Source organism: Bifidobacterium cebidarum (assembly GCF_009193305.1).
Lineage (GTDB): Bacteria > Actinomycetota > Actinomycetes > Actinomycetales > Bifidobacteriaceae > Bifidobacterium > Bifidobacterium cebidarum.
In genome coordinates this window covers 30,256-43,396 of sequence record NZ_WBVS01000003.1, presented here as the reverse complement: position 1 = coordinate 43,396, position 13,141 = coordinate 30,256, and the positions used below count along the sequence as shown (strand labels likewise).

11 protein-coding genes are annotated in these 13,141 nt (G+C 57.9%); all 11 read left to right on the top strand.

Features of this window, described 5'->3' with window-relative positions; translation table 11 throughout:
* Positions 1 to 50: 50 nt before the first annotated feature.
* The 11 genes from aroC to F7D08_RS03760 all read left to right on the top strand — a co-directional run bounded on the left by aroC (position 51) and on the right by F7D08_RS03760 (position 13,124).
* The gene (gene aroC, locus F7D08_RS03810) at positions 51 to 1,238 is read left to right on the top strand and encodes a chorismate synthase (RefSeq protein ID WP_152209370.1); all 1,188 of its coding nucleotides are present in this window, start codon (positions 51 to 53) and stop codon (positions 1,236 to 1,238) included.
* A gap of 17 nt (positions 1,239 to 1,255) precedes the next feature.
* Positions 1,256 to 2,878: a bifunctional shikimate kinase/3-dehydroquinate synthase gene (locus F7D08_RS03805; protein ID WP_152209369.1), complete on the top strand. Its 1,623-nt coding sequence runs from the start codon at positions 1,256 to 1,258 to the stop codon at positions 2,876 to 2,878.
* 8 nt (positions 2,879 to 2,886) lie between these two features.
* Complete coding sequence (gene aroQ, locus F7D08_RS03800; protein WP_152209368.1) at positions 2,887 to 3,333, top strand: type II 3-dehydroquinate dehydratase; 447 nt, start codon at positions 2,887 to 2,889, stop codon at positions 3,331 to 3,333.
* Between the two features lie 75 nt (positions 3,334 to 3,408).
* Positions 3,409 to 5,070 carry a CTP synthase gene (locus tag F7D08_RS03795; RefSeq protein ID WP_152209367.1) on the top strand — a complete coding sequence of 554 codons (1,662 nt, stop codon included), beginning with the start codon at positions 3,409 to 3,411 and terminating at the stop codon, positions 5,068 to 5,070.
* Positions 5,071 to 5,216: 146 nt separating this feature from the next.
* A complete protein-coding gene (locus F7D08_RS03790) occupies positions 5,217 to 6,839 on the top strand; it encodes a L,D-transpeptidase (protein WP_152209366.1) in 1,623 nt (540 codons plus the stop codon).
* A 166-nt stretch (positions 6,840 to 7,005) separates the two neighbouring features.
* Entirely contained in the window at positions 7,006 to 8,505 is a 1,500-nt protein-coding gene (sufB, locus tag F7D08_RS03785; RefSeq protein WP_152209365.1) for a Fe-S cluster assembly protein SufB, read from the top strand.
* Positions 8,506 to 8,510: 5 nt separating this feature from the next.
* Positions 8,511 to 9,746 (top strand): Fe-S cluster assembly protein SufD, encoded by a 1,236-nt coding sequence (gene sufD, locus F7D08_RS03780; RefSeq protein ID WP_152209364.1) that lies wholly within the window; start codon positions 8,511 to 8,513, stop codon positions 9,744 to 9,746.
* A 24-nt stretch (positions 9,747 to 9,770) separates the two neighbouring features.
* Positions 9,771 to 10,550, top strand: coding sequence for a Fe-S cluster assembly ATPase SufC (gene sufC, locus F7D08_RS03775; protein WP_152209363.1), 780 nt, complete (start codon positions 9,771 to 9,773; stop codon positions 10,548 to 10,550).
* A 136-nt stretch (positions 10,551 to 10,686) separates the two neighbouring features.
* Positions 10,687 to 11,961 carry a cysteine desulfurase gene (locus F7D08_RS03770; protein ID WP_152209571.1) on the top strand — a complete coding sequence of 425 codons (1,275 nt, stop codon included), beginning with the start codon at positions 10,687 to 10,689 and terminating at the stop codon, positions 11,959 to 11,961.
* A 10-nt stretch (positions 11,962 to 11,971) separates the two neighbouring features.
* Positions 11,972 to 12,526: a Fe-S cluster assembly sulfur transfer protein SufU gene (gene sufU, locus F7D08_RS03765; protein WP_193316185.1), complete on the top strand. Its 555-nt coding sequence runs from the start codon at positions 11,972 to 11,974 to the stop codon at positions 12,524 to 12,526.
* 7 nt (positions 12,527 to 12,533) lie between these two features.
* A complete protein-coding gene (locus F7D08_RS03760; protein ID WP_152209361.1) occupies positions 12,534 to 13,124 on the top strand; it encodes a metal-sulfur cluster assembly factor in 591 nt (196 codons plus the stop codon).
* Positions 13,125 to 13,141: the final 17 nt, after the last annotated feature.

Genomic DNA, 13,141 nt, shown 5'->3' with positions numbered 1-13,141 from the left:
GCTTACCATTATCCCCTAGTTATTGACCATTGAAATGAGAGGGATTTGCTATGTTGCGCTGGCAGACAGCGGGGGAGTCTCACGGAGAGGCCTTGGTGGCGATGATTGAAGGGCTGCCGGCTGGCATCCGCATCAGCACGAATGATATCGTTGGTGCTCTTGCCCGTCGCCGTCTTGGGTACGGTCGCGGCGCCCGCATGAAATTCGAACAGGATCAGGTTCGTCTGCTCACCGGCGTGCGCCATGGTTTGACGCTTGGCTCCCCGATCGCCATTGAAATCGCCAACACCGAGTGGCCCAAGTGGACCGAGGTGATGAGTGCGGATGCCCTTGACCATGACCTGCCGCGTGAAGGCCGTAACGCGCCGTTGAGCCGGCCGCGCCCCGGACATGCCGATCTGACCGGCATGCGCAAGTACGGCTTCGATGACGCCCGTCCGGTGCTGGAACGTTCAAGCGCCCGTGAGACCGCTTCCCGTGTGGCGCTTGGCGAGGTCGCCCGCCAATTCCTCGAGCAGGCATTCGGCATTCGCACGGTGTCGCATGTGGTGGCGCTTGGCGGCGTCTCCACGGACCCTGACTTGCCGTTGCCTACCCCAGACGACGTGGACGCCTTGGATGCCTCCCCGGTACGTACCCTCGATAAGGAAGGCGAACAGCGTATCATCGAGCGTATCGACGAGGCCAAGAAGGCCGCGGATACGCTCGGCGGTGTGGTGGAGGTGCTCGCCTATGGTGTCCCTGCCGGTATCGGTACCTACGTGGAGTCCGATCGCAGGCTCGATGCTGCATTGACCGGCGCCATCATGGGCATTCAGGCGTTCAAGGGCGTGGAAATCGGTGACGGCTTCCTTGAGGCCGCACGCCCGGGCTCCCAGGCGCATGATGAGATCGTAGTGAACGCGGATGGTCGCATCGACCGTCTCTCCAACCGTGCCGGAGGCATTGAAGGCGGTATGTCCAACGGGCAGGTGATTCGTGTTCGTGGAGCCATGAAGCCGATTCCTTCTATTCCGAAGGCCTTACGCACCGTGGATGTGCTGACCGGGGAGGCCGCGAAGGCCATCAACCAGCGTTCCGACAGCACGGCGGTTCCAGCGGCCGCCGTAGTGGCTGAAGCTATGGTGCGCCTCACTCTTGCCCAGTATGCGCTGGACAAGTTCGGTGGAGACAGCGTCGAGGAAACGCATCGCAACCTTGAGGCATACCTAGCCTCTTGGCCCGAGCACATGCGCTGATAACCGGGATTGATGATATGGCAGCACGCCCTTACGCAGTGATTCTCGGCATGATGGGTGCCGGCAAGACGCGCGTCGGCAAGGAAGTCGCACACATGCTGCACCTTCCTTTCGCCGATGCGGACGCGGAGATCGAACGCGAAGTCGGCATGAAGATCCCCGCATACTTTGAACAGTATGGTGAACCGGCATTCCGTGAGGTCGAGGCCGACGTCATCGCTGATTTCCTCGAGGGTTTCGAAGGCATTTTCTCCCTTGGTGGAGGGGCACCGATGACCCCCTCCACCCAGCGCGAATTGTCCGCGTACATCGGTCGTGGCGGCAAGGTGGTCTATCTTGACGCCGATCCGCAGGAGGCCATGGAGCGCGCCAATCGGGGAGGCGGCAGACCCATGCTCAATGGGGACGCCAATGCCCGGTGGCGGAAATTGTATGAGCAGCGCGATCCGGTGTTCCATGAAGTGTCCAATGTCCACGTTCATACGCGCGGTCTGACCCCGCAAGGTGCCGCTAAGAAAGTGATAGATATGGTTTCCCAACGAATCGTTCATGTGGATGGAACAGCCATCGAACCTTACAATGTGGCCATTGGCGAAGGCGCGATGAACCGACTGGTGGATGTGCTTGGCACTCAGCCGAAGAAGATCGCATTGATTCACACCCAGCCGGTGCAGCGCCATTCCGATCGTGCCCGCGCCCTGTTGCGCCAAGGCGGTTATGAGGTCTCCGACATTGTGATTCCGGATGCCGAACCCGGCAAGACCATAGCCGTTGCCAACGGCATTTGGGAACGTCTTGGTGCTGAAGGATTCACCCGCTCTGATGCGGTGGTGGGGCTCGGCGGTGGTGCAGCCACCGATTTGGCCGGTTTCGTTGCGGCCACGTGGATGCGCGGCATCCGTTACGTCAACTGTCCGACCTCGCTGTTGGCCATGGTGGACGCTTCGACCGGAGGTAAAACCGGCATCAATACGCCGCAAGGCAAGAACCTGGTCGGGTCGTTCTACACGCCGGCCGGCGTATTGGCGGATATGACCACGTTGGCTTCGCTGCCTAACGACATATTCATCGAAGGCCTTGGAGAAGTGGCCAAATCCGGTTTCATCCGTGATCCCGAGATTCTGCATATTCTCGAAGAGCACGCCGACGAGCTGAGGAACTTCAATGGTCAGACGTTCCTGGGATCGCCTCTTGAAGATGTGGTGGCCGAGCTCATCGAGCGTACGGTTCGTGTCAAGGCCTACCATGTCTCCTCCGACCTGAAGGAGAAGGGACTTCGTGAATTCCTGAACTATGGCCATACGCTGGGCCATGCCATCGAGAAGTTGGAGCACTTCCGCTGGCGTCACGGCAACGCAGTGGCGGTAGGCATGGTATATGCAGCCGAGCTGGCCAACATCATGGGCCTGATCGACCGCGATTTGGTGGATTACCATCGTTCGCTGCTGTCTTCTCTGGGCCTGCCGACATCCTGGAATGACGGCTCCTTTGAGGATGTACTCGCCCTGATGCATCGCGATAAGAAGGCGCGCGGCAATGAACTGCGGTTCGTGGTGCTTGATTCCATCGGTCATGTCGTTCACCTCGATAATCCATCCGTCGACGATGTGGAAGAAGCCTTCCGCCGTATTCAGCATTAAGGAGCAATATGAGCAAAATCATCGTTGTCAACGGCCCGAATCTCGGCCGTCTTGGCGTACGCCAGCCAGATGTCTACGGACGCCAGGATCTTCAAGAGCTTCGTCGCCTGTGCACCGAGTGGGGCAAGGAACTCGGTCTTGAAGTCGAAGTTCGTCAAACCGACGATGAGGCCGAGATGGTGCATTGGATGCATCAGGCAGCCGACGAGAAAACTCCGGTGGTCATGAACCCGGCCGCTTTCACCCATTACAGCTATGCTCTTGCCGATGCCGCCCACATGGTGGGCGATGCCGGACTGCCGCTGATGGAAGTGCATATTTCCAATCCGTCTGCGCGCGACGAATTCCGCAAACGTTCCGTGATCAGCCCGGTTGCCACTGGCACCATTACCGGTATGGGATTCTATGGCTACAAACTGGCTATTGAAGCCATCGCGCATTTGCTCGCACAGTAATAGACAGGAATAGGCGCCAGGGGAGGGAACACACGTTTGACATCGCGTCATGCGCGGATGATAGAGTGAAATTCCATGGTTAGAAGAACACATGGCAATTCTCAAGAACACGTCACCAAGCATATTTTCGTCACCGGTGGTGTTGTTTCCTCCCTCGGTAAAGGCCTGACCGCTTCGTCCCTCGGACGTTTGCTGCGTAGCCGTGGTATTCATGTGCTCCAGCAGAAGCTGGATCCGTACATCAATGTGGATCCGGGTACCATGAACCCGTTCCAGCATGGTGAGGTGTACGTGACCGAGGACGGCGCTGAGACCGATCTCGACATCGGCCACTATGAGCGCTTCCTTGATGTATTCCTCTCCCAGAAGGCCAATGTCACCACTGGCCAGATTTACCAGGAAGTGCTGCGCAAGGAGCGCGCCGGCGAATACCTCGGCCAGTGCGTGCAGGTCATTCCGCACATCACCAACGAGATCAAGTCCCGTATGCGCGCCCAGGCATCCGATGACGTCGATGTGATCATCACCGAAATCGGTGGCACCGTGGGCGATATCGAATCCCAGCCGTTCCTTGAGGCGGCGCGCGAGGTGCGTCGCGATCTCGGCCCGGAGAACTGCATGTTCGTGCACGTCTCCCTAGTGCCATATATCTCCGCTGCGCATGAGCTCAAGACCAAACCGACCCAGCACTCCGTGATGATGCTGCGTCAGCTCGGCATCTCCCCGGACGCGTTGGTGCTGCGCTCCGACCGTCCGCTGAACCAGGGCATCAAGGACAAGATCTCCCTGATGTGTGACGTCGATCCGGAAGGCGTCGTCAACTGCGTGGATGCCCCGAGCATCTACGATGTGCCGAAGATCCTGTTCGAGGAAGGCCTGGACGCCTACGTAGTTCGCGAGCTCGGTCTGCCGTTCCATGATGTTGATTGGGACGAATGGGCCGATTTGCTGGAACGCGTGCATCATCCCAAGCATGAGGTCAACATCGCCATCGTTGGCAAGTACATCGATCTGCCGGACGCGTACTTGTCCGTCACCGAGGCCATCAAGGCCGGTGGCTTCGCGAACTGGGCCAAGGTTAACGTCAAGTGGGTTGCCGCCGACCGTTGCGAGACCACCGAAGGCGCCGCAGCCGCTCTTGACAACATCGACGGCATCGTAATCCCCGGCGGTTTCGGCATCCGCGGCATCGAAGGCAAGATCGGTGCGTTGAAGTTCGCCCGTGAGAACGGTCTGCCCGCTCTCGGCCTGTGCCTTGGCCTGCAGTCGATGGTCATCGAATACGCCCGCCACGTGCTTGGCATCGAAGACGCCAACTCCACCGAGTTCGAGCCGGATTGCGCCAACCCGGTGATCGCCACGATGGAGGAGCAGAAGGACATCGTGGCCGGCAAGGGCGATATGGGCCACACCATGCGCCTTGGCTCCTACCCCGCGGAACTGGAGGAAGGTTCTCTGGTCGCCGAGCTCTACGGCACCACGCATGTCACCGAGCGTCACCGTCACCGTTACGAGGTCAACGTGGCCTACAAGGATCGTCTGCGTGAAGGCGGTCTGCGTATCTCCGGCCAGAGCCCGGACGGCGAGCTCACCGAGTTCGTGGAGCTTCCGCAGGACGTGCACCCGTTCTATGTGGCCACTCAGGCTCATCCGGAGTTCAAGTCCCGCCCAACCAAGCCGCACCCGCTGTTCGCCGGCTTGGTGAAGGCCGCGCTTGACCACCAGCAGTCACGTTGACATATGCCAGTGAACGTGATGTAAATCACGTACGCTAACTGCTTACTAAGGCCATGAATTCGCGAAGAGTTCATGGCCTTAGTGCATAATGAAACGCAAACGTACAGGCATTGTACGAACGGCAACAAAACATGTAAGAGTTCAAGATGACGGATAACTACGGTCAGACGATGGGCACGCCTCAGCCCGGTGTCGCGAGGTCGGTAAGCGACGGGGAAACGACGGCTGTGTTCACTCCTTTCGATGTCGCTCAGCCGATTCAGGAGATTGATGATCATACATTAAAAGTCAGGCATGGCAGGCGCCATGTAATCTGGCCATGGCTCGTATTGGGCGTGGTGGCTGTTTTCGTCGCCGGTCTCGGCGGCGGATTCTGGTTCTTCCAATCGCATGCATTACCTGGCGTGACTCTGTGGGGCAACCCGGTGATGGGTCAAAGCCAGAGCCATATCGCCGAACAGATTGATGATGCCGTCGGCAATGCCACCGTCTCGGTAAATTATGAAGGCAAGACCGCCAAGGTTTCCCTGAAAGATCTTGGACTGAGCGTCGATTCCGATGCCATCGCCTCCGATGTGGTCAATGCCAAGCGTGGCGATGCATGGTGGCAGCAGTACGCGTTCTGGGTGAAGAAGAACGTGACCGTCACTCCGGCCACTGCTGATGCGGCGGATAATGCAACGCTCAATGCCAAGCTCGGCGTCAATGAAGTCAAGCCTGTGGATGCCAAGGTGCAGCTGAACGCAGACGGTAACGGTTTCGAAGTTGTCGCGGGCCAGCAAGGTGAAGGCCTTGACGCCAAACCAGTGGCCCAGGCGGCTTTGACCAGTGTCAAAACCCTTGGGAATGAGCCTGCCCAGGCGGTGACCGTTGCCCTTAAAAACACCGAGCCAGCTGTGACCGATGCCGTGGCCAACGATGCCAAGACCACGCTTGATGCTTTGGTCGCCAATCCGGTGACCATCAAGGTGACCGATCATCAGATTGCCTCGATTGACGCTCCGGCATTGGCTGCATCTACGCATATCGAAGCCAATAAGAACGCCAAGCTTGGCTCCAATGAGACTCGCAGCGGATATGTGGTTTTTGATGCGACCAAACTGCAGCAATACTATGTCGATTCCATCAAGCCGAATTTGCATACCGGCCGTGAGGACCGTGAAGTCATCGTCAATAATGATGGTGACGAACTCAAGGTCATCAAAGAGGGTCATGACGGGGTCACCGTTGCCAGTGGCGCCGATGCTCATATCGGTCAGGATGCCGTGGAAGCTCTCGCGCAGGGCAGCGGTTCCGTCACCGTGGAAGGCACTGTGGACCCGATGCAGACCAAGACCACGAAACGTCATGTAGTAGTCGATTTGTCCGACGGCAAGGTCTACGCCTACGAGAATGATCAGCTCATCAAGACGATGAATATGTCTGCAGGCGAAGGCAATGTTCGCGGAACCGGTCAATGCACTGGCGATCTGTGCACGCCTACCGGTGACTTTAAGATTTGGCTCAAATACCAGTCGCAGGATATGAGCGGCAATCTGACGCTTTCCGATGGCTCTTCCTCGAAATGGGATGTCAAGGACGTCGGTTTTGTGAATTATTTCTCCAAGTCCGGGTGTGCAATTCATCGTATTGTCTCTCCGATGTCTGATGCCGCAATCGGCGCTATGAATGCCAACACTTCTCACGGTTGCGTAGGCATTGGCTGGGATGTGGCCGAATGGTTCTACGGTTGGTGCCTTGATGGCACGTCTGTGCATGTGCAGGCATAAAGGAATGAACCAACCTGCTTACATATAGGGCCCATCTTCGGATGGGCCCTATTGCTATGTGCCATACATCACGTATGCGCATAGCCAATATTCAGTGTGGCTAGTAGTGTTTCGCCACAGGTTCTGTTAGGTTTACCTAGGACTAGTGAGTAATAAGGAAGGCAGGATGGTGAGCGAAAACACAGCACCAAACGCCGCCGCTGACGTGGAGATGAGCCAGTATGTGGCCGATCGTTCCCGCGTCAACGAGGATAAGATCAAGAAGGACGATGAAATCATCAGCCAATTCGGAGACTACAGCTACGGCTGGCATGATTCCGATGCGGCAGGTGAGGCTGCCAAACGAGGCATCGACGAGAACGTGGTACGCGCAATCAGCGCGGACAAGGGCGAACCGCAGTGGATGCTCGACATGCGTCTTCGTGGTTTCAAGGCGTTCCTCGAAAAGCCTATGCCCAAGTGGGGTGTCGATCTTTCCGGCTTCAATGCCGATGACTTCAAGTATTACGTCAAGCCGATCGACAAGCAGGCTAAGAGCTGGGACGAGCTGCCCGATGATATTCGCAACACCTATGATCGTCTGGGCATTCCCGAAGCCGAGAAGAAGCGTCTGGTCTCCGGTGTCGCCGCACAATACGAATCTGAGGTCATCTACAACTCCATTCAGGAGGATTTGAAGAAGAAGGGCGTCATCTTCGTGGACACCGACACCGCGGTGCGCGAATACCCCGAACTCGTCAAGAAGTATTTCGGCACGGTTGTGCCTCCGGAAGACAATAAGTTCGGCGCACTCAACACTGCTGCATGGTCCGGCGGCTCCTTCGTCTATGTGCCGAAGGGCGTGCACGTCGACATACCGCTGCAGGCCTACTTCCGCATCAATACCCCGGCAATGGGCCAGTTCGAGCGCACGCTGATTATTGCCGATGAGGGTTCCTACGTGCACTATGTGGAAGGCTGCACCGCACCGATCTGGTCCGAGGATTCCCTGCATGCCGCCATCGTGGAGATCATCGTCGAAAAGCATGCCCGTGTGCGCTACACCACCGTGCAGAACTGGTCGAACAACGTCTACAACCTGGTGACCCAGCGCGCCTATGTGCGCGAAGGCGGCACGATGGAATGGGTGGATGGCAACATCGGCTCCAAGGCCACCATGAAGTATCCGGCCTGCATCCTCGCTGAGCCGTATGCCAAGGCGTCCACGATGTCCCTCGGCTTCGCCGGTAAGGGGCAGTATCAGGATACCGGTGCCAAGATGATTCACCTGGCCCCGCACACCTCGTCCACCATTGTGGCCAAGTCCATCTCCCGCGGCGGCGGTCGTTCCGCATATCGTGGTCTGGTCAAGATCGTCAAGGGGGCGGAAGGATCCTCCAACTCCACGGTATGCGATGCCTTGCTGGTGGATGATTTCTCCCGTTCCGATACGTATCCGCACGTTGACGTTCGCGAGGACGACGTGTCCATGGCACACGAGGCCACGGTCTCCAAGATTTCTGAAGACCAGCTGTTCTACCTGATGAGCCGCGGCCTGACCGAAGAGGAAGCCCAAGGCATGATCGTGCGTGGCTTCGTCGAGCCGATCAGCCGTGAACTGCCGATGGAATACGCACTTGAACTCAACAGACTTGTGGAACTTCAGATGGAAGGATCGGTGGGCTGATACCAATGGCCGATACAACAACACCCGTCAAGGAAATCAAGATTCCGGTGGCGGATCCCAATGATCCGTATGCCGTTCCGGCTGCCATGCCATCTTCGGTGGATCACGCCGTCCGCTCGTTCGATGCGGATGACTATCCGATGCCTGATCGCAAGCAGGATGACTGGCGCTACACGCCAATCGAACGCATCAATGAGTTCTTCACCGTGTTCAAGCCATCCGGCGAAACCCAAATCGAAGTGTCGATGATCGATGGATCGCCGATCGTAGAAGGCGTCAAACTCTCCCAGGTGAAGCTTGGCGAAGGTCTGTCCGGTACCGTCTCCAAGCCGAACGATCGCGTATCCGCAGTGGAATGGGACTCCGGCGCGACGGCCACCGTTCTCGAGCTGGATGGCGAAATCGCTCAGCCGGTGCTGGTCAAGGTCCATGGTGCAGGTGCCGATCTCGACGCCTTCCATCTGGTGATCGCCGCTGCCGATCGCGCACATGCCGACGTGGTCGTGGAACATGACGGCGATGCGCGCCTTGCCGAAGGCGTGGAGATCACCACTGGCAAGGATTCGCATGTTTCCACCACGTTCATTCAGGAATGGACGAAGACTGCCAAGCATGTCGGCAATCACCGCATCCATGTCGGGGAGGGCGCGTCCCTGCGCCACTCCGTCGTCACCCTGAGCGGCGACATCGTTCGCATTCGCATGGATCAGGACTTCGGCGGCGAGCAGGGCGATCTCAACATGCTCGGCATCTACTTCGTTGATCCCGGCGAGCATATCGAACACCGCACAATGGTGGTGCACAACCACCCCGACTGCAAGTCCCGCGTGGTCTACAAGGGTGCACTCGACGGCAAGGGAGCACACTCCACATGGGTGGGCAATGCATTGATTCAGCCGACTGCTCCCGGTACCGATTCCTACGAGTTGAACCGTAACCTTGTGCTGACTCCGGGTGCTATCGCCGATTCCGAGCCGAACCTCGAAATCGAAAACGGCAACATCATCGGTGCCGGCCATGCCTCCTCCGTGGGCCGCTTCGATGATGAGGAATTGTTCTACCTCGAATCACGCGGCATTCCCGAAGCTGAAGCCCGCAAGCTTGTGGTGCGTGGCTTCTTCGGTGAGCTTGTGGAGGAAATCGGCATTCCCGCCATTTCCGAACATCTGATGGACGTCATTGACCGTCGTCTGGCTCGTGGAGAAGACGCAGCCATGACGCAGGTCCTCGAAGACAAGTAAGAACGAACGTTTTAGGAGCAAATCATGTCAACACTCGAAATCAAGGACTTGCACGTCCATGTGGAAACCAAGGAAGGCATCAAGGAGATCCTCAAGGGTGCCAGCCTGACCGTTCACTCCGGTGAAACACACGCCATCATGGGCCCCAACGGCTCCGGAAAGTCCACTCTGGCTTACACGCTGGCCGGCCATCCGAAGTACGTGGTCGATTCCGGAGAGGCTCTGCTCGACGGCCAGGACATCCTGAAGATGACCCCGGACGAGCGTGCCAAGGCGGGCCTGTTCCTCGCCATGCAGTACCCGGTGGAGGTTCCGGGCGTCTCGATGACCAACTTCCTGAGAACCGCCAAGACCGAGATCGACGGTGAGGCTCCGGGCATCCGCCAGTGGGCCAAGGATCTTTCCGCGGCTATGAAGCGACTTAAGATGGATCCAAAGTTCGCCACCCGTTCCGTGAACGAAGGCTTCTCCGGCGGTGAGAAGAAGCGCGCCGAAGTGCTGCAGCTCGAACTGCTCAAGCCGAAGTTCGCCATTCTCGATGAAACCGATTCCGGCCTCGACGTGGATGCCCTGCGCATCGTGTCCGAAGGCGTGAACCGTGCCAAGGAAGCCAACCAGTTCGGCATTCTCATGGTCACCCATTACACCCGTATCTTGAAGTACATCAAGCCGGATATCGTGCACGTGTTTGCAGACGGTCACTTCGTCAAGACCGGCGGCCCTGAGCTGGCCGATGAGCTTGAGGAGAACGGCTACGACGCCTACCTGCCCGAAGGCGCCGATTCCGAATCCGCTCTGGCCTGACAAAGTCACTCGAGGCCGTGCAGGGCTGGGATGTACTATTCCCGACACACTCAAGGCCGTTCGGCCAAGCCTGCGGTCGGGACCAGCACATCCCAGCCTTGCACTCCTAGCCGTAGAAAAACCTAAGGGGATAATGATGGTTGATTTTAAGGCGATTCGGGGCGAGTTCCCGATTTTGAATCAGGAGATTCACGGGCATCCGCTGGTGTACCTCGACTCTGCGGCAACCTCGCAGAAACCTGAATGCGTAATTGATGCGGAAGCGCACTTCTATCGCACGATCAATGCCGGCGTGCATCGTGGTGCGCATGAGCTTGCCGCACGCTCTACTGTGGCATTCGAAGAGGCCCGCGCCAAGGTAGCCAAGCTGGTTGGTGCCAATGCCGAGGAAGGCCAAGAGGAAATCGTGGTCACCGGCGGCGCAACCGCTGGCCTCAACCTGTTGGCTACCGCATTCGGCAATGCATCACTGGGACGTGGGGGAGAGGCTGCCAAGCGTTTCGCTTTGAAGCCTGGCGATGAGATCGTGGTGTCCCGCGCCGAGCACCATTCCGTGCTGTTGCCGTTCCAAGAGCTGGCCTACCGCACCGGTGCCACGTTCAAGTGGATCGATCTGACCGAGGACGGCCGTGTACGCACGGATAATCTGGAGGAAGTCATCACCGACCGTACCAAGGTCGTGGCCGTGACCCATGTCGGCAATACCACCGGTGCCATCACCAACGTGGCCCCGATCATCAAGCGTGCCCATGAGGTGGGTGCCGTCTTCATTCTTGATGCTTGCCAGTCCGTGCCACATCTCAAGGTCGATTTCCATGCGCTGGACGTCGACTTCGCTGCTTGGAGCGCCCACAAGATGTACGGCCCAACCGGCGTCGGCTTCCTCTATGGCAAACGCGAAATGCTCGAAGCGTTGCCTCCGGCCAATTTCGGCGGATCCATGGTGGAGCTCGCCTATATGGATCATGAGGCTCAGTACATGGCTCCGCCCGCTCGCTTCGAAGCCGGCACCCAGCCGGTCGCCCAGGTGGTAGCTGCCGGTGTTGCCGCCGAATGGATGATGAACATTGGGTTGGAGAACATCGAGGCCCATGAACGCACCATCACCGACGAGCTGCTGAAGCTTGGCGATATCGAGGGCATCAGGATTCTCGGTCCCCGCGAGAACAAGGACCGCATTGGCACTGTGGCCTTCGATGTAGCCGGCGTGCATCCGCATGATGTCGGTCAATACATCGATGCACAAGGCATCGCCATTCGCGTTGGTCATCACTGCGCTCAGCCGGTGCATCGTCACTTTGGTTTGTACGCCTCGAACCGTGCCTCCAGCGGCGTCTACAATTCCGTGGAAGATGCCAAGGCGCTGGTCGAGGCGGCCAAGGGTATTCGCAAGTTCTTCGAAGTGGAGTAGCAGAAAAGATATGAGTGATTTTGGTATGACTGGAGATGAACTCGAGCAGATGTACCAAGAGGTCATCCTCGAGGCATCCAAGCACCCGCACGGCAAGGAATCCTTCGCTCCGGACGCTGCCACAGAGGAATCCGGACAAGCCGCCGCAAACACCACGGTTCATGCCACGCATGAATATTGCACGCCTGGCGAATCGCATCAGTTCAACCCGACGTGCGGTGACGAGGCCACTGTTCATGTCGAGGTGTCCGATGATGAGCCGCACACCATCAAGCGATTGGTATGGGACGGTCACGGATGCTCTATTTCTCAGGCGAGCCTGTCTGTGATGGTGGATCTCGTTGACGGCAAAACCGTTGATGAGGCCATGCAGTTGGAACAGGTGTTCCACAAGCTCATGGAATCACGTGGTGCGGGCTTGGACGACGAGGATTTGGAAGACAAGTTGGGCGACGCCGTGGTATTCCAAGGAGTCTCGAAATACCCTATGCGTATCAAATGCGCTCTGCTAGGCTGGGAGGGGCTGAAGGACTCCATCGCCAAAGCCCTTGCCGCGAAGAACTGAGGTAATTATGACGGATAACAATCTGGTTCCTGAGCCGCAGCCGTCCATTTTCGACGCTGTCAATGATGTGCTGAAGGATGAGGAGGCCTCCCGCCGCGTGATGATGAATCCTGCGTTGGCTAAGGGCTTCCCGAACGGCCATCCAGTTGCACCTGCAGAGCACAATGACGATACTTGCGCGTGCGGCAACCATCATGGTCAATGTGGTTGCTCTGATGATGAACAGTCCGATGGCAACGATATCCCGCTGAAGGCGGTGGATGATATCGGCCGTGCCACCGCGGAAGATGTACGCGAAGCATTACATCAGGTCATCGACCCTGAATTGGGCATCGACGTGATTGACCTTGGTCTGGTATATGGCATTGAAATCGACGAACTCGGCCGTGCCATCATCACCATGACGCTCACCACGCCTGCCTGCCCGCTGACCGATCTGATCGAGGATGAATGCGCTTCCACGCTCGCCGGCCTGGTGGAGGAATTCCGCATCGACTGGACGTGGGATCCTCTCTGGACGATGGACCGCATCACGCCGGAAGGCCGCGACCAGCTTGCGGCACTTGGCTTCAACTTCGAAAACATGCCGACGTACTGATGCATCACATGAGGTTC

Excerpts from the sequence above, each read along its gene's own strand:
- aroC (WP_152209370.1), top strand. The coding sequence starts at position 51 with ATGTTGCGCTGGCAGACAGCGGGGGAGTCTCACGGAGAGGCCTTGGTG.
- F7D08_RS03805 (WP_152209369.1), top strand. The coding sequence starts at position 1,256 with ATGGCAGCACGCCCTTACGCAGTGATTCTCGGCATGATGGGTGCCGGC.
- aroQ (WP_152209368.1), top strand. The coding sequence starts at position 2,887 with ATGAGCAAAATCATCGTTGTCAACGGCCCGAATCTCGGCCGTCTTGGC.
- F7D08_RS03795 (WP_152209367.1), top strand. The coding sequence starts at position 3,409 with ATGGTTAGAAGAACACATGGCAATTCTCAAGAACACGTCACCAAGCAT.
- F7D08_RS03790 (WP_152209366.1), top strand. The coding sequence starts at position 5,217 with ATGACGGATAACTACGGTCAGACGATGGGCACGCCTCAGCCCGGTGTC.
- sufB (WP_152209365.1), top strand. The coding sequence starts at position 7,006 with ATGGTGAGCGAAAACACAGCACCAAACGCCGCCGCTGACGTGGAGATG.
- sufD (WP_152209364.1), top strand. The coding sequence starts at position 8,511 with ATGGCCGATACAACAACACCCGTCAAGGAAATCAAGATTCCGGTGGCG.
- sufC (WP_152209363.1), top strand. The coding sequence starts at position 9,771 with ATGTCAACACTCGAAATCAAGGACTTGCACGTCCATGTGGAAACCAAG.
- F7D08_RS03770 (WP_152209571.1), top strand. The coding sequence starts at position 10,687 with ATGGTTGATTTTAAGGCGATTCGGGGCGAGTTCCCGATTTTGAATCAG.
- sufU (WP_193316185.1), top strand. The coding sequence starts at position 11,972 with ATGAGTGATTTTGGTATGACTGGAGATGAACTCGAGCAGATGTACCAA.
- F7D08_RS03760 (WP_152209361.1), top strand. The coding sequence starts at position 12,534 with ATGACGGATAACAATCTGGTTCCTGAGCCGCAGCCGTCCATTTTCGAC.